This window comes from Comamonas sp. Z1 (genome assembly GCF_008121555.1).
Lineage (GTDB): Bacteria > Pseudomonadota > Gammaproteobacteria > Burkholderiales > Burkholderiaceae_C > Comamonas > Comamonas thiooxydans.
Map to the genome: position 1 here is coordinate 98,854 of NZ_VOQT01000009.1, position 25,638 is coordinate 124,491.

General features: G+C 61.6%; 21 protein-coding genes and 1 pseudogene. 16 read left to right on the top strand and 6 right to left on the bottom strand.

The genetic code is table 11. The features are described 5' to 3' along the window. The first annotated feature begins 190 nt into the window (after positions 1-190). From greA to FSY45_RS16790, 3 genes are all read left to right on the top strand, one after another. Positions 191-667: a transcription elongation factor GreA gene (gene greA, locus FSY45_RS16780; protein WP_003067350.1), complete on the top strand. Its 477-nt coding sequence runs from the start codon at positions 191-193 to the stop codon at positions 665-667. A gap of 128 nt (positions 668-795) precedes the next feature. Then, complete coding sequence (locus tag FSY45_RS16785) at positions 796-1,215, top strand: DUF4149 domain-containing protein (RefSeq protein WP_046462537.1); 420 nt, start codon at positions 796-798, stop codon at positions 1,213-1,215. Between the two features lie 46 nt (positions 1,216-1,261). Beyond that, positions 1,262-2,146, top strand: a complete 885-nt coding sequence (locus FSY45_RS16790) for a Kdo hydroxylase family protein (protein WP_003067346.1) — start codon at positions 1,262-1,264, stop codon at positions 2,144-2,146. 84 nt (positions 2,147-2,230) lie between these two features. Here the strand turns inward: FSY45_RS16790 and FSY45_RS16795 are convergent, their stop codons facing one another. After that, positions 2,231-2,989 (bottom strand): glycosyl transferase, encoded by a 759-nt coding sequence (locus tag FSY45_RS16795; RefSeq protein ID WP_012839116.1) that lies wholly within the window; start codon positions 2,987-2,989, stop codon positions 2,231-2,233. Between the two features lie 62 nt (positions 2,990-3,051). Beyond that, on the bottom strand, positions 3,052-3,522 hold the full coding sequence (locus FSY45_RS16800) for a YhbY family RNA-binding protein (protein WP_003067342.1): 471 nt from the start codon (positions 3,520-3,522) through the stop codon (positions 3,052-3,054). A gap of 32 nt (positions 3,523-3,554) precedes the next feature. On the opposite strand from FSY45_RS16800, the gene FSY45_RS16805 reads away from it, so the two are divergent. The 5 genes from FSY45_RS16805 to ppk1 all read left to right on the top strand — a co-directional run bounded on the left by FSY45_RS16805 (position 3,555) and on the right by ppk1 (position 11,206). Next, positions 3,555-4,217, top strand: coding sequence for an RlmE family RNA methyltransferase (locus FSY45_RS16805; RefSeq protein WP_003053442.1), 663 nt, complete (start codon positions 3,555-3,557; stop codon positions 4,215-4,217). A 246-nt stretch (positions 4,218-4,463) separates the two neighbouring features. After that, a complete protein-coding gene (gene ftsH / locus FSY45_RS16810; protein WP_046462527.1) occupies positions 4,464-6,386 on the top strand; it encodes an ATP-dependent zinc metalloprotease FtsH in 1,923 nt (640 codons plus the stop codon). 71 nt (positions 6,387-6,457) lie between these two features. Then, on the top strand, positions 6,458-7,306 hold the full coding sequence (gene folP / locus FSY45_RS16815) for a dihydropteroate synthase (protein WP_046462526.1): 849 nt from the start codon (positions 6,458-6,460) through the stop codon (positions 7,304-7,306). Between the two features lie 36 nt (positions 7,307-7,342). Further along, positions 7,343-8,677 carry a phosphoglucosamine mutase gene (gene glmM, locus FSY45_RS16820; protein WP_003067335.1) on the top strand — a complete coding sequence of 445 codons (1,335 nt, stop codon included), beginning with the start codon at positions 7,343-7,345 and terminating at the stop codon, positions 8,675-8,677. 462 nt (positions 8,678-9,139) lie between these two features. Beyond that, entirely contained in the window at positions 9,140-11,206 is a 2,067-nt protein-coding gene (gene ppk1 / locus FSY45_RS16825; protein WP_046462536.1) for a polyphosphate kinase 1, read from the top strand. Positions 11,207-11,386: 180 nt separating this feature from the next. Here ppk1 and FSY45_RS16830 read toward each other — a convergent pair whose 3' ends face one another. Continuing rightward, positions 11,387-12,868, bottom strand: coding sequence for a Ppx/GppA phosphatase family protein (locus FSY45_RS16830; protein ID WP_046462525.1), 1,482 nt, complete (start codon positions 12,866-12,868; stop codon positions 11,387-11,389). Positions 12,869-13,308: 440 nt separating this feature from the next. On the opposite strand from FSY45_RS16830, the pseudogene pstS reads away from it, so the two are divergent. The 7 genes and pseudogenes from pstS (at position 13,309) to phoR (ending at position 20,023) form a co-directional block, all read left to right on the top strand. Continuing rightward, positions 13,309-14,340, top strand: a pseudogene (gene pstS, locus FSY45_RS16835) (phosphate ABC transporter substrate-binding protein PstS). A 173-nt stretch (positions 14,341-14,513) separates the two neighbouring features. Beyond that, positions 14,514-15,452, top strand: a complete 939-nt coding sequence (gene pstC / locus FSY45_RS16840; RefSeq protein WP_046462524.1) for a phosphate ABC transporter permease PstC — start codon at positions 14,514-14,516, stop codon at positions 15,450-15,452. Further along, a complete protein-coding gene (gene pstA / locus FSY45_RS16845) occupies positions 15,449-16,339 on the top strand; it encodes a phosphate ABC transporter permease PstA (RefSeq protein ID WP_003067325.1) in 891 nt (296 codons plus the stop codon). The genes pstC and pstA overlap by 4 nt, the downstream gene beginning before the upstream one ends. A 17-nt stretch (positions 16,340-16,356) precedes the next feature. Continuing rightward, positions 16,357-17,133 carry a phosphate ABC transporter ATP-binding protein PstB gene (pstB, locus tag FSY45_RS16850; RefSeq protein ID WP_003067324.1) on the top strand — a complete coding sequence of 259 codons (777 nt, stop codon included), beginning with the start codon at positions 16,357-16,359 and terminating at the stop codon, positions 17,131-17,133. A 10-nt stretch (positions 17,134-17,143) separates the two neighbouring features. Beyond that, on the top strand, positions 17,144-17,845 hold the full coding sequence (gene phoU, locus FSY45_RS16855) for a phosphate signaling complex protein PhoU (protein WP_003067322.1): 702 nt from the start codon (positions 17,144-17,146) through the stop codon (positions 17,843-17,845). An 18-nt stretch (positions 17,846-17,863) separates the two neighbouring features. Beyond that, positions 17,864-18,559, top strand: coding sequence for a phosphate regulon transcriptional regulator PhoB (phoB, locus tag FSY45_RS16860; protein WP_003053455.1), 696 nt, complete (start codon positions 17,864-17,866; stop codon positions 18,557-18,559). Positions 18,560-18,646: 87 nt separating this feature from the next. Next, positions 18,647-20,023, top strand: a complete 1,377-nt coding sequence (gene phoR, locus FSY45_RS16865; RefSeq protein WP_046462523.1) for a phosphate regulon sensor histidine kinase PhoR — start codon at positions 18,647-18,649, stop codon at positions 20,021-20,023. Here phoR and FSY45_RS16870 read toward each other — a convergent pair. From FSY45_RS16870 to FSY45_RS16880, 3 genes are all read right to left on the bottom strand, one after another. After that, positions 20,020-21,393, bottom strand: a complete 1,374-nt coding sequence (locus tag FSY45_RS16870; RefSeq protein WP_046462522.1) for an MATE family efflux transporter — start codon at positions 21,391-21,393, stop codon at positions 20,020-20,022. The two genes, phoR and FSY45_RS16870, sit on opposite strands and share 4 nt — an antisense overlap. Continuing rightward, the gene (locus tag FSY45_RS16875) at positions 21,390-23,114 is read right to left on the bottom strand and encodes a hypothetical protein (RefSeq protein WP_046462521.1); all 1,725 of its coding nucleotides are present in this window, start codon (positions 23,112-23,114) and stop codon (positions 21,390-21,392) included. The genes FSY45_RS16870 and FSY45_RS16875 overlap by 4 nt, the downstream gene beginning before the upstream one ends. Before the next feature lie 175 nt (positions 23,115-23,289). After that, complete coding sequence (locus FSY45_RS16880) at positions 23,290-23,535, bottom strand: type B 50S ribosomal protein L31 (protein ID WP_003053459.1); 246 nt, start codon at positions 23,533-23,535, stop codon at positions 23,290-23,292. A 343-nt stretch (positions 23,536-23,878) separates the two neighbouring features. Between FSY45_RS16880 and FSY45_RS16885 the strand changes: the two genes are divergently transcribed. Beyond that, positions 23,879-25,582: an alpha/beta hydrolase gene (locus FSY45_RS16885; protein WP_046462520.1), complete on the top strand. Its 1,704-nt coding sequence runs from the start codon at positions 23,879-23,881 to the stop codon at positions 25,580-25,582. Positions 25,583-25,638 lie beyond the last annotated feature (56 nt).

Sequence of the window (25,638 nt, forward strand, 5' to 3'; positions counted from 1 at the left end):
GCTGCCGGGTTTTTACCGCACTTGTGCCGCGGCAAACACGGCATAATCTGCGGTAATGTATTTGAACCGCCGCGCGGCAACGTGCGGCGGTTTGCTTTTGGGGCACAGGCCCCTGTTTGACGTTGTCACTCAGGACTGTGCGAGAGGTGCCGCGCTTGGCGCGGCGTTTGCTGAATTTGGAGACTCGATCATGGCCACCATCCCAATCACCAAGCGCGGAGCAGAAAAGCTCAAAGTGGAACTGCAACGCCTGAAGACTGTGGATCGTCCCGCGGTCATTCAAGCCATTGCAGAGGCCCGTGCTCAGGGTGACCTGAGCGAAAACGCCGAATATGAATCCGCGAAGGAGCAGCAGGGCTTCATCGAAGGCCGCATCCTCGAGGTCGAGGGCAAGCTGTCCGCCGCGCAGGTCATCGACCCGACCGAGCTGGATGCCGGCGGTCGCGTGGTGTTCGGCGCGACCGTGGACCTGGAAGATGAAGACAGCGGCTCGCCCGTGACCTACCAGATCGTGGGCGAGGACGAGGCCGATCTCAAGCACGGCCTGATCAATGTGTCCAGCCCCATTGCCCGTGCCCTGATCGGCAAGGAAGAGGGCGACACCGCCGTGGTGCAGGCACCGGGCGGCGAGCGTCGCTATGAAATCGTTGGCGTAAAGTACGTGTAAGCACCCCCTGAGGCGCTGCGCGCCTTCCCGCTCTCTGCCTCGCGGAGGGGGCAACATCTTCGCTGCGGGGCTGCCCTTGCTTGATGTTTCTGGCCTGGGCGCTGCGCCGCGTTCAAGGATTCGTGACTATGTACGAGCGTTTGCCTGTTTTCCTGGCCGCTTTATGGTGGGGCAGTCTGTGCTCCATTGGCTTTGTGGCCGTGCCGATGCTGTTTGCCCATCTGCCCACGCCGGCTCTGGCGGGCTTTATGGCGGCCAAGCTGTTCGCCGCGCAGACCTGGATTTCCATAGCATGTTGCGCTCTTCTGCTGGTGTTTTCAAAGCGAAAACATGCTGAAAAGATTGAGCAATGGGCGCAAGCAGCTATCGGTTTTGTTATCGCCGGCATGTTGCTGGCGCTGCTGGTGCAGTACGGCGTGTCGCCCAAGATCGTGGCGCGCGAGAACCTCAGGCTCTGGCACAGCGTAGGCACCGGCATGTATGCGCTGCAGTGGCTGTGCGCCGCCATCGTGCTGTGGCGTGTGGCGGGCACGCGCAAGCCGGCTTGATCCAGTGCAAGCCCGCGCCAGCTGTGGGGAGTACACTGCCGAAGCCATGGAATCTCAAATCGTAAAAATCGACGCGACCGACTGGAGCCAGGTCCAGGGGCGCGATGAATGGACTGCTGCCGTCGAAGCCGGCAAGGTGCTGTACTTTCCGCAACTGAGCTTTCAGCTGACCGAGCAGGAAAAAGCGCTGCTGCGCCCCGATGTGCGCGATCCCAAGACGCGCAATATCAGCCTCAATGTGGATGGTTCGATCAAGGGTGTGGCAGGCGACGAGGCCACGCAGGCCCAGGTGGCGGGCATGGTCAGGCGCTTTCGCGACCAGGCCACGGCGCTGATCGCCGGCCTGTTTCCCGCCTATATGCCGGTGGTGCGCATGGCACCCACCAGCTACCGACCTTCGCAGGTGGAGACGCGGGCGCAGTCCTGGCGTGCCGACGACAAGCGCATGCATGTGGATGCCTTTCCTTCGCGGCCCAACTATGGCGAGCGCATTCTGCGCGTCTTCACCAATGTTAACCCGGATGGCCAGCCCCGGGTCTGGCGAGTGGGCGAGCCCTTCACCGATGTGGCCAAGCGTTTTGTGCCGCGTGCCAAGCCCTACAGCGCCTGGCAGGCCAAGGCGCTGGAGCTGCTGCATGTGACCAAGTCCTATCGCAGCGAATACGACCATTTGATGCTACAGCTGCATGACGGCATGAAGGGCGATCCCGACTATCAGAAAAATGCTCCCCAGGAAACCGTGCCTTTCGCGGCAGGTTCCACCTGGGTGTGTTTCTCCGATCAGGCAGTGCATGCCGTCATGTCGGGGCAGTACATGCTGGAGCAGACCTTGTTCCTGCCGCCAGGCAGCGAATACAACCCGGCGGCCAGCCCGCTGTCCATCCTCTCGCGCATGAAGGGGCATCCGCTGGTCGATGCCAAATATCGCTGATCCATCGGTCAGGCGAGCACAAAAAAGGCGTTGAACCTCGCGGTCAACGCCTTTTGTTTTTGAGGCTGCAACTGCAGCCGTCCTTCAGCCCCAGGCCTTCTCGATCCACCTGGCGGGCTCGATATGGCGAAAGCGCTTGTTGCGACGGCCTTCCAGCGCGTCGGGCGGGTTCACTTCGCCGTGGAAGATCACGATGCGCGCATCGGCCGGCGGCACCGGCTCCTTCCAGTAGTTGCTGGGCCAGGTCGGAATGCAGTAGTACTTGAAGCTGGGGCACCAGGCGGCAGGCCAGTAGTCCAGCTTGCCCTGCTTGTGCAGAAAGTGCGACAGATACTCCTGCTCGTTGCGGTACTTGCCGCGCATCTCTTCGGTGTGCGCGCGGAAATGCTCCAGCACATCGGCATGGGCACCCAGCTCGAAGCGGTAGACCGAGGAGTTGCCGACAATGCGTTCGCCAAAGCGCCAGAAACGCGGGTAGTCGTGAATGATGCGGAAGTCGCCGGGCAGCGTGAAGAACTCGTCGAGGCTGCCCACAATCACCACGTCCAGGTCCAGGAACAGCGCCTGACCCTTGAGGCCATGCAGGTCGCGCTCGAAGGTGGTGAGCTTCTTCCAGGCGCCGTCACGCTGGCCGGGCGCCAGATGGATGTTCAGGTCGGGGATGGGAAAGCACTCCACTTCGGAGCGAATCCCCTCTGTGCTGTCGGTCAGGCAGACAAAGCGAAAATCTCCGCTGAGATGGCGGCGCACCATGGCATAGAGTCGGTTGACGTACTCCGGGCCGTATTTGGTGCCCCATTTCATGCAAAGAATGTGGCGTTGCTGCTGTGTGGTCTGAACCATGGGTTGGCGGTCTCGGCGAGGAAATAAGGCAATGGGGCGGGCAGACAGGGCGGATCGGCAGATCAGTCCTGACGGCCTTTCTTGACCGACTTCTGCTTGGGCTTGGCGCGCTTGATGGTGCCGCCGGCGGTCAGGCGCTGGTTGCCGAGCACGCGCAGCTGCTTGACTTCGGGCTTCTGGCCGGCGCGGCCGAACTTGAGCACCTTGACGTCGCGAGGACCGGGCATGCGGTCTTCGTCAAAGGCCTTTTCCTTTTCGGGAATAGGGCGCCACAGCACCAGCAGCTTGCCGATGTGCTGGATGGGAGCCGCGTTCAGCTCGTCGCAGAGTTGTTGATAGATTTGCTCGCGGGCTGCACGGTCGTCGCCGAAAACGCGGACCTTGATCAGACCATGGGCATTGAGTGCGGCGTCCACTTCCTTTTGAACGGCAGTGGTCAGACCATCGCCACCGATGAGGACGACGGGGTCCAGATGGTGGGCTTCGGCGCGGTGTTCCCGGCGCTGCGCGGGAGTTAATTCAATTTGGGGCATACCCGTATTATCAAGGCTGCGAGAATTCAGGCATGAAAACGAAAACCAAAAGCAAGAAGGTCAATAAGAATTGGCTGCACGATCACATCAATGACCCGTATGTGAAAGCTGCCCAAAAGGACGGCTATCGTGCGCGCGCGGCCTACAAGCTCAAGGAAATTGACGAGTCGCTCAAGCTGATTCAGCCCGGCCACACCGTGGTGGACCTGGGTTGCGCGCCCGGCGCCTGGAGCCAGTATGTGCGCCGTCGTCTCTCGCCCAGCGGTGCGGCCGTGGGCGAGCTCAATGGCCGCATCATCTCGCTGGACCTGCTGCCCATGGAGCCCATCGAGGGCGTGCATTACATCCAGGGCGACTTTCGTGAAGAGGCGGTGCTGGCGCAGTTGGAAGAGGCCATGGGCGGCGGCAAGGCCGATGTGGTGGTCTCGGACATGGCGCCCAATCTGTCGGGCCATGGTGCCACGGACGGGGCGCGGGTTGCGGTGCTCATCGAGATGGCCGTCGATTTTGCGATCAACAACATGAAGCCCGAGGGCGCGCTGGTGGTCAAGCTTTTTCACGGCAGCGGCTATAACGAGCTGGTGGATCTGTTCAAGCAGACCTTCAAGGTGGTCAAGCCCATCAAGCCCAAGGCATCGCGCGACCGGTCTGCCGAGATTTTCCTGGTGGGGATGGGTCTCAAGCAGGGCTCTTGACGGAGTTGCCGGCTCGCATAGGGGCATTTGACCTCATGCCTTGCTGCAGCAAACCAGTGAAACTGATAGCGCAAAGCCTTGATAAAACACAGGCTTAGGGCCGATTGCCTGCTGGGCCGTACCTTGCCTATGGCCGCTATAGGGGGAAATAGGCGTCTTTGGCGCTTGAAACACCTAAAATGAACCTCAACTAGGTCTGGAGTCCCCTCCGGGCCTTTACGTCTGAATATTCCATTGGAGCCCCGCTTGAACAATCAGTGGTTTTCAAAAGTCGCCGTCTGGCTGGTCATCGCCATGGTGCTGTTTACGGTGTTCAAACAGTTTGACACCCGAGGTGCTGGCGGTGCCTCTCATGTTGGCTACTCGGAATTCCTGGAGCAAGTGCGCAACAACCGTATCAAGAGCGCCACCATTCAGGAAGGTGCTGGCGGTACCGAGGTCGTAGCCACCACCACCGATGACCGCAAGATCCGCACTACGGCCACCTACCTCGATCGCGGTCTGGTGGGCGACCTGATCAACAACAACGTCAAGTTCGACGTCAAGCCACGTGAAGAAGGCTCGCTGCTCATGACGCTGCTCGTGAGCTGGGGCCCCATGCTGCTGTTGATCGGCGTATGGGTGTACTTCATGCGCCAGATGCAGGGTGGCGGCAAGGGCGGCGCCTTCAGCTTCGGCAAGTCCAAGGCGCGCATGCTCGACGAGAACAGCAATACCGTCACCTTTGCCGACGTGGCTGGTGCCGATGAGGCCAAGGAAGAAGTCAAGGAAGTCGTGGACTTCCTCAAGGACCCCAACAAGTTCCAGAAGCTCGGCGGCCGCATTCCCCGCGGTCTGCTGCTGGTCGGCCCTCCCGGTACCGGCAAGACGCTGCTGGCCAAGTCCATCGCGGGCGAAGCCAAGGTGCCTTTCTTCTCGATCTCGGGTTCCGATTTCGTTGAAATGTTCGTCGGCGTGGGCGCGGCCCGCGTGCGCGACATGTTCGAGAACGCCAAGAAGAATGCGCCTTGCATCATCTTCATCGACGAAATCGACGCCGTCGGTCGCCAGCGCGGTGCCGGCATGGGCGGCGGCAACGACGAGCGCGAGCAGACACTGAATCAGATGCTGGTCGAGATGGACGGTTTCGAGACCAACCTCGGTGTGATCGTGGTGGCGGCAACCAACCGCCCCGACATTCTGGATGCGGCCTTGCTGCGCCCCGGTCGTTTCGACCGTCAGGTCTATGTGACGCTGCCCGATATCCGCGGCCGCGAGCAGATCCTGAACGTGCACATGCGCAAGATTCCCGTGGGCCAGGACGTGAACCCCGCCATCATCGCGCGCGGCACGCCCGGCATGTCGGGCGCCGATCTGGCCAACCTCTGCAACGAAGCGGCTCTGATGGCGGCACGCCGCAATGCGCGCACTGTGGAGATGCAGGACTTCGAGAAGGCCAAGGACAAGATCATCATGGGCCCCGAGCGCAAGACCATGGTCATGCCCGAGGAAGAGCGCCGCAACACGGCCTACCATGAAGCCGGCCATGCCCTCATCGGCAAGCTGCTGCCCAAGTGCGATCCCGTGCACAAGGTCACCATCATCCCGCGCGGCCGTGCGCTGGGCGTGACCATGAGCCTGCCCGAGAAGGACCGCTACTCCTATGACAAGGAGTACATGCTCAACCAGATCGCCATGCTGTTTGGTGGCCGTATCGCCGAAGAAGTGTTCATGAACCAGATGACGACTGGTGCGTCCAACGACTTCGAGCGCGCGACCCAGATCGCCCGTGACATGGTGACGCGCTACGGCATGAGCGATGCCCTGGGCACCATGGTCTATTCCGAGCAGGAAGGCGAACCTTTCCTGGGCCGTACCTTCAGCCGTGGCTCCAATCTGTCCGAGTCCACCATGCAGAAGGTGGACGACGAAGTGCGTCGCATCATCGACGAGCAATATGCTCTGGCGCGCAAGCTGATCGAAGACAACAGCGACAAGATGCATGCCATGGCCAAGGCCATGCTGGACTGGGAGACGATCGACGCCGAGCAGCTCAACGACATCATGGCAGGCAAGGAGCCTCGTCCTCCCAAGGACTGGACGCCTCGCAACCCACCCTCGTCGGATGGTGGCAATTCCTCGGGAGGCAATCCCGCATCGAATGCCGAGCCCACGCCGACTACGGCTTGAGCGCCAAGCCTCATACACAAAAGGTCCCTCAGGGGCCTTTTGTTTTTGCACTCTCAGATATCGGAAGATTTATGTCGCAACAGTGGCAAACCTCGCGTTTTCTCTTGCAGCTCGACAAGCCTCAGGTCATGGGCATCGTGAATGTGACCCCGGATTCCTTTTCGGACGGAGGCAGGCATGCCGGTGTATCCCAGGCCATGGCCCATGCGGAGCTGCTTCTGGAGCAAGGGGCGCATATTCTGGATATAGGTGGCGAGTCCACCAGGCCGGGGTCGCCCGCTGTGAGTCTCGAAGACGAGCTGGCTCGCGTTCTGCCCGTGCTGCGTGAAGCCGTCAAGCTCAACGTGCCCATCTCCATCGATACCTACAAGCCCGAAGTCATGGCCGCGTCTCTGGATTTGGGGGCGGACATCATCAACGACATCTGGGCGCTGCGCCAGCCCGGTGCCTTCGAGGTGGTGAGCAGGCACGCCAGCTGTGGCGCGTGCCTGATGCATATGCACAAGACCCCGCAAGACATGCACCTGGAGCATATGCAGGGCGATGCCGTGGCTCAAGTTCGGGACTTTCTGCTGCAGGTGACTCAGCCTTTGCTCGATGCAGGCGTTGCACGCTCGCGCATCGCCTGGGATTACGGTATTGGGTTCGGCAAGAGCGTGGTACAAAATTTTGCCTTGCTTGCACATCAGCGTGAGCTGCTGGGCCTAGACTTCCCCTTGCTGGTGGGTTGGTCGCGCAAGGGCTCGCTGGGGCAGGTGACCGGCCTGCCTGTGGATCAGCGCATGGTGCCCAGCGTCGCGGCGGCATTGCTGGCGGTCGAGCGTGGGGCCAAAATTGTGCGTGTCCACGATGTGAAGGATACGGTGGCTGCGCTGGCAGTCTGGCAGGCCATGCATGATGCGCAAGCGCTGCAGGCCTGATGACTGAGTATTGAATCTAAAAAGGACAACGAGAATATGGCACGACAGTATTTCGGCACCGACGGGATTCGCGGCACGGTGGGCAAGTCGCCCATTACGCCTGACTTTGCCCTGCGCCTGGCACATGCCGTGGGGCGCGTGTTGCGTCGCACGCAAGAGCGCCCTCTGGTGCTGATCGGCAAGGACACCCGCATCTCTGGCTACATGCTGGAGAGCGCGCTCGAGTCGGGCTTCAACTCTGCCGGTGTCGATGTCATGTTGCTTGGCCCCTTGCCGACACCGGGCGTGGCCTATCTGACGCGTGCCCAGCGCGCCAGCCTGGGGGTGGTGATCAGCGCCAGCCACAACCCGTTTTATGACAACGGCATCAAGTTCTTCAGTGCCGAGGGCACCAAGCTGCCTGATTCCTGGGAAGAGGATGTGGAAGCCGCTCTCAAGGAAGACCCCGTCTGGGTGGATTCAGCCTCTTTGGGCAAGGCGCGACGTCTGGCCGATGCCGCCGGCCGTTATATCGAGTTCTGCAAAAGCACTTTCGATCACAGCCTGTCGTTGCGGGGCCTGAAGATCGTAGTGGATGCGGCCCATGGCGCGGCCTATCAGATTGCTCCCAAGGTCTTTCACGAGCTGGGTGCCAATGTGGTGGAAATCGGCTGCTCCCCGGACGGCCTGAACATCAACGAGGGAGTTGGCGCGACCCATCCCGAAGCGCTGGTGAGGGCCGTGCGAGCCAACAATGCCGACTATGGCGTGGCGCTGGACGGCGATGCCGACCGTCTGCAACTGGTCGATGCGCAAGGCCGTCTCTACAACGGCGACGAGCTGCTCTATCTCATGGCGGCCGATCGTCTGGCTCGCGGCGACGTAGTCAGCGGCGTGGCGGGAACCCTGATGACCAATATGGCGGTGGAGCAGGCGCTCAAGGAGCAGGGCGTGGGTTTTGTCCGTGCCAAGGTGGGAGACCGCTATGTGCTGGAGGCGCTCAATGCCAAGGGCTGGCAGCTGGGCGGCGAAAGCTCGGGCCACCTGCTGGCGCTGGACAAGCACACGACCGGTGACGGCCTGGTCAGTGCACTGCAGGTGCTGCAAGCCTGCGTGCGCTCGAAGAAGACCATTGCCCAGTGGCTGGAGTCCGTGAAGCTGTTCCCCCAGGTCATGATCAATGTGCGCTTGCAGCCTGGCCAGGACTGGAAGAGCAACGCCAAGCTGCCAGGTGAGCAGGCAGCGGTTGAAAAGCTGCTGGGCAGCGACGGCCGTGTGCTGATCCGTCCCAGCGGTACCGAGCCCCTGGTGCGAGTCATGGTCGAGGCCAGGAGTGCGGACATGGCCAGCAACTGTGCCGAGCGTCTGGCCGAGGTGGTCAGGGCCAGCTGAAGCTGCGCAAACCCTGATGGCTGTCATGAACAACGATGACAGTCATCTTTTGGTCATCTAATTGTCATAAACCATGGGCAGACTGCGGACATGCCCTCAGGGGCGCTTCAAGCTTTCGCAGGCTGCTGCCACATGTCCCAATCCGTATCTGGTTCTGACTCTTTTTTTTCCACTTCCATCACTTCATCTTCAGGGCAGGATCCGGCTGCAGTTTCCCCAGTGACCTCGCAGACCGATAGTCAGGCGCATGAGGCGGGACCTGCATCCCTGGGTCTGGCGCATATCTCGCTTGTGCCTCCCGTCACGACAGCGGTCGACAACTGCGCGAGCGAGCCGGCTGCAGTTGCGCAAGCCGGGGCGGCCGGGCACCATGGTGTGCCCGGTGCCGTTTCTGACGCTGCGACACCGGCCCCTGCAAAAGCGCCGCGCCGACGCCGAGCGGCGTCCAAGAACGAGGTAGCCATGCCGCCTGTGATCGAGCCGACTCTGGAGCTGCTGGACCGCGATCAAAGCATTCTGGTCTTCAATGAGCGCGTGCTGAACTGGGCCGAGCGCGAGGATGTGCCGCTGCTCGAGCGCCTGCGCTATCTGTGCATCGTGTCTTCCAATCTCGACGAGTGGTTCGAGGTGCGCTGTGCACCTCATGTCTCGGCCGCCAAGGTCGGTGATGAACAGGGGCCGTACTCGCGCGCCAGCTTCGAGCGACTGATGACCACGGCCCACGGCCTGGTGGCCAAGCAGTACCTGCTCTATAACCAGTCCATCATTCCCGCGTTCGACAAGCATGCGATTCGCCTGGTTTCTCACGGCGAGCGCAGCGTGGCGCAGCGCAAATGGGTGCGCGAGTACTTCATGCGCGAGGTGCAGCCCCTGCTGATGCCGGTGGGGCTGGATCCGTCGCATCCCTTCCCGCAGGTCGCCAACAAGGCCTTGAATTTCATCGTGCGCCTCAATGGCGTGGATGCCTTCGGGAGGGCCAATGAAGTGGCCATCGTCAAGGTGCCGCGTGCCTTGCCGCGCCTGATCCGTCTGCCCGAGAAGATCTCGGGCAAGCAAAAGCTGTTTGTCAGCATCTCCAGCGTGGTGCGTGCCCATCTGGCCGAGCTGTTCCCGGGGCGCGAAGTGTCGGAGTTCTCGCAGTTCCGTGTCACCCGCCACTCCGATCTGGCCGTGGACGAGGACGATGTGGTGGATCTGCGCATGGCCCTGCGCCAGGGCCTGCACCATCGCCATTACGGTCAGGCCGTGCGTCTGGAGGTGTCCTCGTCCTGCTCTGTGGTGCTCTCTGACCTGCTGCTGGAGCAATACGGCCTGCCGGCCGAGGCGCTGTTCCGCGTCAAGGGGCCGGTGAATCTGGTGCGCCAGATGCAGCTGATCGATCTGGTCGACGACCCGGCCCTGCTGTTTCCCAAGTGGAAGCCGGCCTGGCCCACGCAGCTCGTGCCAGGCCGATCCATCCTGGCGCAGATGCGCAAGAGCGACATCATCATCCATCAGCCATTCGAGAGCTTCGATGGCGTGCTGGAGTTGCTGCGCGAGGCCGTGAACGATCCGCAAGTGCTGGCCATCAAGCAGACCATCTACCGCACGGGCACCGACTCCGAGATCATGAGCCTGCTGGCCGAGGCCGTGAGCCGCGGCAAAGAGGTGCTGGCCGTGCTGGAGCTCAAGGCGCGCTTTGATGAAGAGGCCAATATCAACTGGGCGGAAAAGCTGGAGTCGCTGGGCGTGCAGGTGGTGTATGGCGTGGTCGGCCTCAAGACCCATGCCAAGATGCTGCTCATCACGCGCCGTGAAAAGCGCAACAACCAGCTCAAGCGCTATGCCCATCTGTCCACGGGCAACTACAACGCCCGCAGCGCGCGCCTTTACACCGACATCAGCCAGCTGACCTGCGATGACGAGATCACGGCCGATATGGATGCGGTATTTCGCCACCTGTCCAGCCATAACACCATGCCCAAGCTGCAAAAGCTGGTCATGGCGCCGTTCCATCTGCAAAACCGCATGTTGGAGCTGATCGGCCTGGTGGCCGCCGCAGCGGCGCGGGGCGAGAAGGCACGCATGGTGCTCAAGATGAATGCGCTGACCGACGAGCCCCTGATTCGCGCCCTGGTCGAGGCCGGCCGCAAGGGCGCACAGATCGATCTCATCGTGCGCGGCTCATGCATGTTGCCGGCGCAGCGCCCGGGCGTGACGGACAATATCCGCGTGCGCTCCATCATCGGCCGTTTTCTGGAGCATTCACGCGTCTTCTACTTTGCCTGGGGCCAGGAAGAAGAGCTGCTGCTGTCCAGTGCCGACTGGATGAATCGCAATATGCTCAGCCGCGTGGAGCTGGCCTGGCCGGTGCTTGACAAAAAGCTGCGCCAGCGTGTGATCGACGAGTGCCTGGTGGCCTATCTGGGCGACGACCGCGATGCCTGGACGCTGGATGCCTCGGGCGTTTACCAGAAGCCCGTGCGTCCGCTGGAGGGCAAGGGCGCCCAGCAGGCCCTGATGGTGCGCTATGGCGGCAAGAGCGTTTGAATACTCTGAAAAGAGGAGCGCCTTGCGCCTGATATGCAATGTTTTCAGATATTTTTAGTATTGAAATCAATGTTTGACAGGTGCTTGCAGCTATCTTTTTGAAGGGCTTTCAGAGCAAAAAAAGGGACTGCCTCGCAGTCCCTTTACCTTTTGCAGGCCGCGGCGGCCTGGCAGGTGATATCAGCGCAGCTGCAGCTTGAGGCTCCAGGGCGTCTTGCTCCAGGCCATGGCTTCCTCCTCGAGCAGGCGGGCGGATTGCGGGTAGGTCAGCATCCAGCCCGAAGGTGTGGAGAGCTTGCATTCCGAGCCCGAACGCTTGATCTGCATGCCCTGCATGTCAGGGTCGCGGCGGGTATGGCTCAACTGCACGGCAATGCGCAGTGCCATCAGCGGCAGGGCCAGCTGCGGCTCTTCGATGGCGTCCTCCAGCTTGCGCAGCTTGCCCTGGTGACCCAGCACCAGCTGGCAGATGCGCTGGCGTAGCTCGGGCTCCCAGGTGGCCAGACCGCAATGCTCGACAATGTAGGCGCCGTGGCGGTGATAGTCGCTCAGGGCCACGCGCATGCCCACCTCATGCAGTTGCGCGGCAATGGCCAGGGCCTGAGTGCTCAGCGGCGCGGTTTCTGCGGGCAGGATTTGCTGACACAGCTGGGTGGCAATGCGCTGAACGCGCTGGGCATGGGGTACGTCCACGCCGAAGTCCAGCTGCAGTGCGCCGACTTCCGCGGCTTCCTTGTCGGCAGGGGGCTCATGGTCGAGCAGGTCGTGCAAAGCTCCCTGGCGCAGTGCGCCCTGTGCGACTTCCAGCTCGGTAATGCCCAGCAGGTCGACCACGGCCATCATCACGCTGATGCCGCCAGCGACCACCGGGCGGCGATCTTCCTTGAGGCCCGGCATGCGCAGGCGCTCCACATGACCGATGTCCAGCAGCAGCTCGTAGAGGTAGCGCAGCTTGGCGGGCGTGATCACCTGCCCGTCCAGGCCCTGGGCCGTGAGAGCGTCCGCCACGGCGTTGGCCGTGCCGGAGGAGGCATAGGCGCAGTCCCAGGCCGTGCCCGGGTAGGCGAACTGGGCCTGGGTCAGGCATTGCTTGGCGGCGGCAACGGCGGCCTGGAAGTTGGCCTTGTTCAGTGCGCCGTCGCTGAAGAAGCGGCTGCTCCAGGAGACGCTGCCCAGTGCGAACGATGCCACTTGCAGAGGCTGGCTGTGCTGGCCGATGATGATTTCGGTGGAGCGTCCGCCAATGTCGATGACCAGGCGTTTTTGCTGGCTGGGCGGCAGCGAACTGGCCACGCCGCGATAGATCAGCCGGGCTTCCTCCTCGCCGGCAATGACTTCGATGGGAAAGCCCAGCAACTGGCTTCCACGCGTCACGAATTCGTCGGCATTCAGTGCCTCGCGCAGGGTCTGGGTGGCTACAGCGCGGACATGCGAGGCATCAAAGCCCCTGAGGCGTTCGCCAAAGCGAGCCAGGCACTCCCAGCCGCGCTCCATGGCTTCGCGGGAGAGTTCCTGGCGCGAGTTCAGGCCATTGCCCTGGCGCACGGTTTCCTTGAGGTATTCCACACGCTCGATGCGTTGATGCGAGCCGATGCGGCCTATTTCAAGGCGAAAGCTATTGGAACCAAGGTCTACGGCGGCAAGCAGCGATTCAGGAGCCATTTCTGAGCCAATCAATGCGTTGTTGTTATGCGGGTTGGGGCACGGGCAGAGCATGAGCGTGATGGAACAGGCGACACATGCACCGGGCAGTGGAATATGCAATACGGGCCGTCATCGAGCTTGCGGGGCGTGGGGTTCAACCTCTGCCAAGTCAGGTATTTGCAGGTATTTGCCGGGTTGGGCCGCCGGAGTGCGCTCACGCTGTGTGACAGACTATGTCATACATTGCCGGTGATCAGACTCCAGCCTTGCGACAAGCTGTTACCCGGGCCGGGTCTGCGGGTCAAGGCTCAGCAGTTTGCGAATGAAATATGACACTCGCATGACCGCTTTGGAGCTCTTTCACTCGGTTGCGCCTTGAAATTTTCATGTCACGACCTTGTCATAAAAGGTTTTTAAAGTTCACTCCATCGAATCTTTCAACCCTAAGAGGTCGTTTCATGAAGTTGTCCTTGATTCACGTTCTGGTGGCTGGTGCTCTGTCTGCAGCGGGTATTGCCAACGCCAGCCAGGAAGCCACAGGTGCCGGTGCGAGCTTCCCGGCTCCTCTGTATTCCAAGTGGGCTGCCGACTATCACAAGGCTACCGGCGTCAAGATTAACTATCAGTCCGTGGGTTCCAGTGCCGGTGTCAAGCAGATCGAAGCCAAGACCGTGGACTTCGGTGCTTCCGATGAACCCCTGAAGGATGACGAACTGGCCAAGAAGGGTCTGGTTCAGTTTCCCACCGTGATCGGCGGCATTGTTCCCGTGGTCAACATCAAGGGCGTGGCTCCCGGCCAGCTGAAGCTGTCGGGCCAGGTGCTGGGCGATATCTACCTGGGCAAGATCTCCAAGTGGAATGACCCCGCCATCACGGCGCTGAACCCCGGTGTGGCGCTGCCTGACGCCGCTATCGCTCCCGTGCGCCGCGCTGACGGCTCCGGCACCACCTTCGGCTTCACCAACTACCTCTCCAAGGTCAATGCCGAGTGGAAGGAAAAAGTGGGCGAGGGCAAGGCCGTGAACTGGCCCACCGGTGCCGGCGGCAAGGGTAACGAAGGCGTTGCCGCCTTCGTGGGGCGCCTGCCCAACTCCATCGGCTATGTCGAGTACGCCTATGTGAAGCAGAACAAGCTGACCTACACACAGCTGCAGAACAAGGAAGGCGCTTTTGTCTCTCCTGACGACGAGACCTTCAAGGCAGCTGCTGCTGGCGCTGACTGGGCCAAGAGCTTCTACCAGATTCTGACCAACCAGCCCGGCAAGAACGCCTGGCCCATCACCTCGGCAACCTTCATCCTGATGCACAAGACTCAGGAAAAGCCTGCTCAGGCCGCCACCTCGCTGAAGTTCTTCGACTGGGCTTACAAGCAAGGTGACTAGACTGCCGCCGACCTGGACTATGTGCCCATGCCCGACGCAGTCAAGAACGTGATCTACAAGTCCTGGAACGACATCAAGGACGCTTCGGGCAAGGTTGTTTCCAAGTAATTTCGTGTCATCAGTGAGCAGCGGGCTGCCGTGCCGGACGGTATGTTCGCTGCTTGTTTCAACCCTTTGCGAATAAAGGCGCTCACGTGTCCACTACGTCGCCCTCCAGTTCGCTGGCTGCAGCCCCCACCGATGCCGCCAAGCGACGCTCTCCCTCTCCGCCACGTGCTCCGATGATCTCGGGACGTATGGCGGATCGTTTGTTTGGTGGCCTGGCACGCAGCGCAGCAATTTTGACGCTGGTGCTGCTGCTGGCCATCATGGTTTCGCTGATCTTCGGCGCCTGGCCCGCCATCTCCGAATATGGTCTGAGCTTTCTGGCCAGCAGTGTCTGGGACCCCGTGCAGGATCAATACGGCGGTCTGGTCATGATTTACGGCACGCTGGCCACTTCGGCCATCGCGCTCATCATTGCAGTGCCCGTGAGCTTCGGCATTGCCCTGTTTCTGACGGAACTCTCGCCCGCCTGGCTCAAGCGCCCTCTGGGCACTGCCATCGAGTTGCTGGCCGCAGTTCCCTCCATTGTTTACGGCATGTGGGGCCTGATGGTGTTCGGCCCCGTGCTGGCCACCTATGTGCAGCAGCCCCTGCAGAACCTGCTGACCGGTGTGCCCTATCTGGGCGCTTTTGTTTCCGGCCCTCCCGTGGGTATCGGTATTTTGTCGGCCGGCATCATTCTGGCCATCATGATCATCCCCTTCATCGCCTCCGTGATGCGCGATGTGTTCGAAGTCACGCCGGCGCTGCTCAAGGAGTCGGCCTACGGTCTGGGCTCCACGACCTGGGAAGTGGTCTGGAAAGTGGTGCTGCCCTATACCAAGACCGGCGTGCTGGGCGGCGTCATGCTGGGCCTGGGCCGTGCACTGGGCGAGACCATGGCCGTGACCTTTGTGATCGGCAACATGAACCAGCTCAATTCCCTGTCCGTGTTCGAGGCTGCGAACAGCATCACCTCGGCGCTGGCCAATGAGTTTGCCGAAGCGGGCGAGGGCCTGCATCAGGCGTCGCTGATCTATCTGGGTCTGGTGCTGTTCTTCATCACCTTCGTGGTGCTGGCCTGCTCCAAGCTGCTGCTCAACCGTCTGCAGAAGAACGAAGGAGCCCGCTCATGAGCCCGACCTCCACCTCCACCAAAATGCTCGACGCAGCCGATCTGGCTGCGGTGCGTCAGGCCAAGTACAACAAGCGCAAGCGCCTCAATCAGGTCGCGCTGACCCTGTCCATGGCAGCCATGCTGTTTGGCGTGTTCTGGCTGGTCTGGATTCTCTGGGAAACCATTCGCCAGGGCCTGGGCGGTCTGAACTTCGCACTGTTCTCGCAGATGACGCCTCCTCCCAACGAGGAGGGCGGTATTGCCAATGCCATCTGGGGCTCGCTGATGATGGTGGCGCTGGCCACTTTCGTGGGCACGCCTATCGGCGTGATGGCCGGGGTCTATCTGGCCGAGTACGACAAAAAAGGCTGGCTGGCTTCCACCACCCGCTTCGTCAACGACATTCTGCTGTCGGCACCCTCCATCGTCATCGGTCTGTTTGTCTATACCGTGGTGGTGGTGCGCTTCAAGAGCTTCTCCGGCATGGCCGGCGTGATCGCGCTGGCGCTGATCGTGATTCCCGTGGTCATCCGCACCACGGAAAACATGCTGGTGCTGGTTCCCGCCAGCCTGCGTGAAGCAGCTTATGCGCTGGGTACGCCCAAGTGGAAGGTCATCATCATGGTGACCTTGCGCGCAGCCCGCGCCGGCGTGATCACCGGTGTGCTGCTGGCAGTGGCCCGTATTGCAGGAGAGACCGCTCCGCTGCTGTTCACGGCGCTGAACAACCAGTTCTGGAATGCCGACATGAGCAAGCCCATGGCCAGCCTACCGGTCACCATCTTCAAATTTGCCATGAGCCCGTATGAGAACTGGCAGCAACTGGCCTGGGCCGGTGTCTTCCTCATCACTGTGGCTGTGCTGGGTCTGAATATCCTGGCGCGTTTCATCACCCGCCAGAAATAATTCGAAAGTTCAAGATCATGACTGCAATCACTGCTCCCGCCAACATCAAGCTGGCCGTGCGCGACCTGAACTTCTACTACGGCAAGTTTCACGCGCTGAAGAACATCAATCTCGATATTCCCGAGAAGAAGGTCACGGCCTTCATCGGTCCCTCGGGCTGCGGCAAGTCCACGCTGCTGCGCACCTTCAACCGCATGTTCGAGCTCTATCCCGAGCAGCGCGCCGAAGGTCAGATCATGCTGGACGGCGACAATCTGCTGACCAGCAAGCAGGATGTGGCACTGATTCGTGCCAAGGTCGGCATGGTGTTCCAGAAGCCCACGCCGTTCCCCATGTCCATTTATGACAACATCGCTTTCGGCGTGAAGCTGTTCGAGAATCTCAACGCCTCGGACATGGACGACCGCGTGGAGTGGGCGCTGCGCAAGGCAGCACTGTGGAACGAAGTCAAGGACAAGCTGCAGCAAAGCGGCTCGGGTCTGTCGGGCGGTCAGCAGCAGCGTCTGTGCATCGCTCGCGGCATTGCCATCAAGCCCGAAGTGCTGCTGCTGGACGAGCCCTGCTCGGCGCTGGACCCCATCTCCACGGCCAAGATCGAGGAGCTGATCGCGGAGCTGAAGAACGACTACACCGTGGTCATCGTGACACACAACATGCAGCAGGCCGCCCGTTGCAGCGACTACACGGCCTATATGTATCTGGGGGATCTGGTGGAGTTTGGCGACACCGAAAAAATGTTCTTCAAGCCCCAGCGCAAGGAAACGGAAGACTACATCACAGGCCGCTTCGGCTAAGGACTTAAAAATGACAGAAAAACATTTGTCCACGCAGTTCGACTCCGAACTCAATCGTGTCTCGGCACGCGTCATGGAGCTGGGCGGTCTGGTCGAGTCGCAGATCAGCAATGCCGTCTACGCACTGACCAGCTTCAGCACCGAAGCGGTTGAGCAGGTCATCAGCACCGAGCAGCGCGTCAACGCCATGGAGGTCGAGATCGACCATGAGCTGTCGTCCATCATTGCGCGCCGCCAGCCCACGGCCCGCGACCTGCGCCTGCTGATCGCCTTCTCCAAGGCCACGGCCAACCTGGAGCGCATGGGCGACGAAGCCTGCAAGATGGCGCGCATGGTCAAGTCCATCATCGAAAGCGGCGCTGCCCGTTCGCTGCCCAGCGGCGAATTGCGCATGGCGGCACAGATGGCTTCCGAGCTGCTGCGCAAGACCCTGGATGCCTTCGCACGACTGGACACCAAGGCGGCAGTGGCCATCTTGCGTGAAGACGACCTGATCGACGAAGAGTTCGACGGCTTTGTGCGCAAGCTCATCACCTACATGATGGAAGATCCGCGCACCATCTCCGCCAGCCTGGACCTGCTGTTCCTGGCCAAGGCCATCGAGCGTATCGGCGACCACTCCAAGAACGTGGCCGAGCTGATCATCTACCTGGTCGAGGGCAAGGATGTGCGCCATCAGACCATGGCTGAAATCGAATCTGCGGTGTTGTAAGACGGAGGCTACTCAGGGATGAAGAAGATGCCCATGGTCCTCATCGTGGAGGACGAACCTGCGATTGCAGAGTTGATCGCGGTCAATTTGAGGCATAACGGCTTCCAGCCCGTCTGGGCGGAAGACGGCGTTTCGGCGCAGCGCGAGCTTGATGCCGTGCTGCCCGACGTGATTTTGCTCGACTGGATGCTGCCCGGGGCCAGCGGTCTGTCTCTGGCTCGCAAATGGCGTGCCGACAGCCGCACCAAGGCCGTGCCCATTCTCATGCTGACGGCGCGTGGCGACGAGCCCGACAAGGTGGCGGGACTGGATGCCGGTGCGGATGACTACATCACCAAGCCTTTCTCCACCCAGGAGCTGCTGGCCCGCATTCGTGCCGTGCTGCGCCGCCGTGCGCCTGAACAGGTGCAGGACAAGGTCAGCATTGGCGAGCTGGTGCTGGATGCCGCGGCCCACCGCGTGAGCTGGCAGGGCGATCTGCTCAAGATCGGTCCCACCGAGTTCAAGCTGCTCAACTATCTGATGAAGCACCCCGAGCGCGTGCACAGCCGTGCGCAGTTGCTCGACAAGGTCTGGGGCGATCATGTCTTCATTGAAGAGCGCACCGTGGACGTGCACGTCAAGCGCTTGCGAGAATCGCTGGGCGTGGCGGGTGTTCTGATTGAGACCGTGCGCGGTGCGGGCTACCGTTTCAGCGCCCAGGCCATGGCCTGACAGCATTTCCCCCCGAACCTCGGCCCGGCCTGGCTGGGTCGTCAAAAATCACAACTGAAAGCAAATATGGGGTGGCGTGGTTTTCGATTGTTGGCTTCTCAGGTCGCGGCAGCCGTGGTGGTATGGCTGCTGTGGGCCTATCTCGTTGCACCCGGTGCGACGGTGCTGCAGCAATGCGTGGCGGCCATGACGGGCGCCTTGATCGGCGGCTGGATATGGTGGCTGGTGGACAGCTGGAATGGCGCGCGGCTGCTGCACTGGCTGCGCCAGTCGGAGCTGGGCGCAGTGCCCAATCTGGCAGGGATCTGGGGCGAGGCCAGCGTGCGCATGCGCCGCTGGATTCGCCAGAGCGTGCAGCAGGTGCAGCAGGGCGACCAGCGGCTCAATGACATTCTGTCTGCCTTGCAGGCCAGTCCCAATGGCGTGGTCCTGCTCGATGCACAGGGCCGCATCGAATGGTGCAATCAGATTTCCGCCAAGCAGTTCGGCTTTGATGCCGAGCGCGATGTGCTGCAAAGCATCGGTAATCTGGTGCGAGATCCTCAGTTCAGTGCCTATTTTGCAGCGCAGGACTTCAGTCATGATCTGGTCATGCAGGGGCGCGAAAGCACACCTTCGCGGCCGGTCAAGCTGTCGGTGCAGCTCTACGGCTACGGTGAAGGGCGCAAGCTGCTGCTGGCGCGCGATGTGACGGCGCTGGAGCAGGCCGAGGCCATGCGCCGCGACTTCGTGGCCAATGTCTCGCACGAAATCCGCACGCCTCTGACCGTGCTGGCCGGTTTTGTCGAGACCCTGCAGAACCTGCCGCTCGAGGAAGACGAGCGCAGGCGCTATCTGGAGCTGATGGCCCAGCAGGCCGAGCGCATGCAGCATCTGGTGGAAGACTTGCTGACCCTGTCGCGCCTGGAGGGAAGCCCGCTGCCCAGCAACAATGACTGGGTGTCGGTGGCGCAACTGCTCAATCGCTGTGAGAACGAGGCTCGTGGCCTGTCCAATGCCTTGACGCGCAAGCAGGCCAAACCCCATGTGCTGAACTTTCCTGATGAGCAGGCGCTGCGGCAGGCCGGAGATCTGGCAGGCGCGAGTGCAGAGCTGCACAGTGCGTTTTCTAATCTGCTGGCCAATGCCATGCGCTACACGCCGGCTGGCGGGCAGATCGATGTGCGCTGGCAACTGCTGCCCGATGGATCGGCCCGCTTTGCCGTCAAGGACTCCGGCCCTGGCATCGACGAAAAGCATGTGTCGCGCCTGACGGAGCGCTTTTATCGCGTGGATCGCAGCCGCTCACGTGACACGGGCGGCACCGGCCTGGGGCTGGCCATCGTCAAGCATGTGCTGCAGCGGCATGGCGCAAGGCTCAGTATTGAGAGTGAGCTGGGCAAGGGTTCGGAATTCGCCGTCACCTTCCCGCCCAGCCGTGTGCGGGCAGTTGCTGAAGCGCCTGCCAAGGCACTTTCTCACTAGGAGGCTCCAGGCTGGGTCTGCGGCTTAGGAGGTCGTATGGCTCTGTGCAAAATGCTGCTGAAGGCCATGGCCGTGACAAACAGGGCTGCCGCGCTGCAAACCCAGAAGGGCATGGGCGTGGCCTGCCAGTCCAGCCAGCCTTCGGCTGCTTGCCATCGGTAGGTCAGCCAGTAGCCAAGGCCCAGGCCGCCGCCCCACAGCAGCAGGCAATAGATCACCAGAGGCGCCACGGTCACGCGATAGCAGCGCAGCACGAAAATGCAATAGGTCTGCACGCAGTCCGCCACATGGTATGCAGCCACGCAGATCAGCAGCCAGGACGTCATTGCCAGCACCCGCGGGGAGTCGGTGTAGATGTCTGCAATCCAGGTGCGAGCGATCAAGAGCGTAGCTGCTGTCGCAATACCGATGAACAGAGCAAGCTTGAAACACTGTTGAATCAGCGTCCTGGCCTGGGCTTCGTCACCGGCGCCGCGCCAATAGCTGACGCGGGCGCTGGTCGCAATGGCCAGAGACAGCGGCACCATATAGCAGATGGCGGCCAGATTGGCGGCGATCTGGTGGCTGGCGGACGAGAGCGAGCCCTGCCTTGCCACATACAGGGCCATGAGGGTGAAGGAGGTGACTTCCACCAGAATGGCCAGGCCTGCAGGAATGCCGAGGCGGCAGAAATGGCCCAGTTGCCGCCAGTCAGGGCGCTCCAGCTTCTGCCAAAGCGCCAGCGGAGCATAGAAATCCTGAGTGCGCATCAGCCACAGAGCCACGGCAAACATGGTGTAGTTGACCAGCAGCGTGGCCAGTGCGCAGCCCACTGCTCCCAGGGGCGCAAGCCCCAGCCCGCCAAAGGTGAACCAGATGGACAAGGGGATCTTGATCAGCAGCGAGATGAGTTGCAGCCAGGTGACCAGCTTGGGGTGGCCTAGCGCCTGGTTGAGCGCGCTGTAGATGCGAAACAGCAGCGCCGGTGGCAAGCCCCAGGCCAGTACGGCGAGATAGCGCTTGACCTCCAGTTGCAGCGCATCGGGCACGCCCGTCCAGTGCAGCAGTGCACCGGGCATGAGCAGCACCGCCATGCCGAGCACGCAGGCCATGGCGCACAGATACATGGACTGGCGCAGCGATTGACCTATGGCCAGGGGCTGACCGGCGCCGCGCTGCTCGGACCACAAGGGCAGAAGAGCCTGAAAAATGCCCATCAGCGAGGCATAGACGCTGATGAAAATGGCCGACCCTACGGAGAGGGCGGCCACGGCATCGTTGGAATAGCGGCTGGCCACGATGGTGTCGGTGGTACCAAAGGCCATGACGGCCAGCTGTCCGGCCAGCACGGTGCCCGCATGCCGTCCTATGTACTGCAATTCGCCCTTCATGGGGCTTTGGGGCCGGTGTACTTGAGCAGTACCAGGACTTCCTTTTGGCCTGCCAGACGGGTGATGCGGCTGACCTCGCTCCAGCCCTGGCGCAGCTTGCGATTGTGATCGCCCGCCCAGCGGTCTGCGTCGACCAGCGCCCAGCCGCAGTCGCCGGGATTGCTGCGACGCAATAGTGCCGTATCCACATGGGTGTAGTAGCGCACGGCCGCAATCTGCGAACGGCCCAGGCCGTAGGTCAGCACGCAGCTTGTGGCGCCGTTCTGCTTGAGTTCGCCACCCAGCTGTGTCATCTGGAATTCATAGCTGCGAGCATGATCCAGCGGCTCCATCCAGAGTGTGGACAGCAGCACCCAGCTCAGTGTGGCGCCGCCGGCAGGAAGCACCAGGCTCTTCCAGATGGCTGCACGATTGCGCGAGGTGCGCCAGATCACCAGCACAAACCAGCCGGCAGTGGCGATCAACGCCACGATGACCGTGGGCCAGGAGATGCTGGCCTCGAATTGCGGAGCCAGACGCGCAATATTGGCGGCGATCTTGGGCGGGAATCCGGTCTGAAACGCCAGCCAGACCACCCAGATGGCAATCGCGGATGCCGTAAAGAACAGCAGCGTGAACCAGTCGATCAGCGCGCTGATGCTGCGGCGGAAAGTGGGCAGGGCGAAGGCGGCCAGGGTGGCAATGGCGGGAAGTCCCAGCAGCAGTGCCCGATCGGCCGGGGTGCTGCTCAGGCAGGCAGCCACCGGGACTGTGGCAAACAGCAGGGCGATGGACAGATGCGGGTTGTGGCCGGGGTAGGCAATCTGGCGGCGCCAGACCCACAGCGTCCACAAAGCCAGGGGCCAGGCAGGCCAGCAGAACCACAGCAGCAGTTGCAGCAGGGCATCCCAGTCCTTGAACGAGTCCACCAGATGCCAGACCCATTGATCCAGAGCCGTGGTCAGGCTTGCTGCGAGCACCGTGGCGGCCAGCCAGGCTGCGGCCCAGGCGCGGGCCTGACGGTGAGCGCGGCCGGGATTGTCGCCCCAGCTGCGCTGTGTGAAGGCGATCACGCTGCCACCCAGTCCGAACAGCACGGAAAGAGTGGGGGCGCCGCTCAGGGCCAATCCCAGCAGGCCGAATAGCAGTGCCGCGGCTGACTTCCTGGGGTGATAGGCCATGGCCGCCGCTGCAAAAAACAGCAGCGCCGTGCAGCCCAGCTGCGTGACATAGCTGGTGGTTTCATGCGAGAGCTGCGCCAGGCCCAGGCAGGCAACCAGGGCCAGCAAAGCCGCATCGGCCATGGCGCGGGCATAGTCGATCAGCTGGGCTTCCCCGCCAAAGGCAAAGGCCACGGGCTGCGCCCCAGGGGTGCGTGCAAGGTAATAGGCTCCCCACCAGGTGGCGCCCAGGGTCACGATCAGCAAGGCGATGAAGGGCAGGCGCGCCGCCATCTCGGCGCCAAGCAGCCACTCGAAACCCTGCAAGGACAAGGCACCCAGCCAGTAGGGCAGCAGGCCGTCCATGCTGGGAGCCAGGCCCGAGAGCTTGGGGGCCAGCCACTCGGTCTTGCCCAGCGCCAGCTCGCGCATATAGCCAAAGGCCTCCATATCGTTGGAGCGCCAGGGGCCACGCATGACAAAGCCGGGAATCACATAGGCCAGGCACAGCAAAAGCAGGGCCCAGCGCGGCAGGCGGCGTACAGCGCTTTGGGCAACGATGGCAGGTGTGGGCTGGTTCACGCAGTCAATCCGGTAGCGGCTGTGCGAATTTGCACGGCCAGATCAGGCGAAAGCGCTTGAAGTCAAAGCGCTTGGTGCTCCGATGATAGGAGCATTGGGATTCCGTGGGGCGGCACCCAAAAAAGAAAAAGGCAGCACGGTTGCCCGGGCTGCCTTTTCAGCAAAAAAGTAAGAATTACTTCTTGCCGAAGCGGTTGCGGAACTTCTCCACGCGGCCACCCATGTTGTCCACCGACTTTTGTGTGCCAGTGTAGAAGGGGTGCGATTCAGAAGTGGTATCCAGCTTGAACAGAGGGTACTCTTTACCTTCGAAGTTTTCGGTTTCCTTGGTGGAAACGCAAGAACGTGTCACGAACTTGAAGCCGTTGGACATGTCAACGAACAGAACTTCGCGGTAATTGGGGTGAATGCCTTCTTTCATGATCTTTCCTTTGGTCAAGTGCGGGAGCCGCACCAGCCTGTCCGGTGTACTTTCCGCATAAAAGCTCTCCATTATTGCACACAATGAGAAAACAGTACCGCATGCGTCAGCAGGCGGTGGTGTGCGTTCAGCTTGCAAACCATGGCCGATAGCTTCGGCGGAAGGCCTGATCCAGGCAAGGCTGCGGAGTTCTTCTAGCTGTAGCAGCCTGGTGTTTGGAGCCGGTTTCGCTTCCGGCTGCGGGAGCTTGATGTGGCTCAACTCCCGGCAGGGCGTGACTATGCAACAACTTCTGCAGCGCATAAGATGTTGCGTTATTGCCATGCAGCAAAAAGGGGCCGCTATGGTTGACCGCGAGGCCGAAGCTCAGTTCAGTTCCAGCCAGCAGCTTGATCAAGCTGTGCGTGCGATGTGGGCGCAGCAGTGGCTGTCGGTTTCCCCCGAGTCCCAATGGCAGGCCTGGATGGATTGGGCCGGCAATCTTGCCATCAGCCCGGGAAAGCGTCTGGATCTGGCAGGGCTGGCGCTGGAGGAATGGGCCAGACTTTGCTATGGCGGGCCACAGACGCAGGAGGCGGAGCGTCTCTTTCAGGCTCCTGAATGGGGGCAATGGCCGTTCAATGTCATCAGTGCGGGCTTTGCTGCTCAGCAGCGCTGGTGGCAGGCCGCCGTCCAAGGTGTTCCGGGTGTTGAAAGACATCACGAGCGTCTGGTCGGGTTCTGGAGCAGGCAGTGGCTGGATATGCTTTCGCCCGCGAATTTTTTTGCCACCAACCCGATAGTTCTGGAACGTACCGTCAAAGAGGGCGGGGCGAATCTGGTGCGTGGCTTCCAGTACCTGATGGAAGATGTGCATGCGCAGCTGGCAAACAAGCCGCCTGCAGGTTGCGAGGGGTATCAGGTGGGGCGCGATGTGGCCGTCACCGCAGGCAAGGTGGTGGTGCGCAACCAACTGATGGAGCTGATCCAGTACGCGCCGACAACCGACAAGGTCCATCCCGAGCCGGTATTGATCATGCCGGCCTGGATCATGAAGTACTACATCCTGGATCTTTCGCCACACAATTCGCTGATCAAGTATCTGGTCGATCAGGGGCATACGGTGTTCTGCGTCTCCTGGAAGAACCCTGATGCCGGCGATCGAGATCTGGGCATGGACGACTATATCGAGCTGGGCTGGCGCGCGGCGCTGGATGTCGTCACGGCCATCGTGCCGGGGCAGAAGGTGCATGCCGCAGGCTATTGTCTGGGCGGAACCTTGCTGGCCATTGCGGCAGCCGCGATGGCGCGCGATGGAGACGAGCGTCTGGCATCGATGACCTTGCTGGCCGCGCAGACCGATTTCACCGAACCCGGCGAGCTGGCGCTGTTCATCGACGAAGCGCAGGTCAGCCTGCTTGAGGCCCAGATGGCCCAGCAAGGCTATCTGCGCGCCGATCAGATGGCGGGCGCATTCCTGATGCTGCGCTCCCATGATCTGCTGTGGTCGCGCATGGTCAATCAATACCTGCTGGGCGAGCGGGCACCGATGAGCGATCTCATGGCCTGGAATGCCGACGCCACGCGCATGCCTGCCAGGATGCACTCGCAATACCTGCGCCGTCTGTTTCTGAATAACGATCTCAGTGAAAGCCGCTATCCGGTCGATGGCAAGCCGGTCTCGCTTCTCAATCTGCAAGTGCCCATCTTCTGCGTGGGAACGCTCACCGATCATGTAGCGCCTTGGCAATCGGTATTCAAGCTGCACCACCACACTGCGGCTGAAGTCACCTTTGTGCTGACGAGTGGCGGCCACAACGCCGGCATTGTCAGCGAGCCCGGCCATCCGCGACGCCGCTATCAGTTGCTCACTCGGGCTGTCGGCGCTCAGGACATTGTCGCCCAGCAGTGGCAGCAAGAGGCCGAGCAGAGCCAGGGCTCCTGGTGGCCGGCATGGGACGAGTGGCTCAAAAACAGATCCGGCACACCGACAGCCCCGCCGCGCATGGGCGGCACGAGCGGTGGGCCCTTGTATGACGCTCCGGGCCAGTACGTGCTCGGGCATTGAGTTTTCAAAAGCCGTTTGGTCACGGTGATATGCCGGACGGTCCGCCAGCCTCTCGA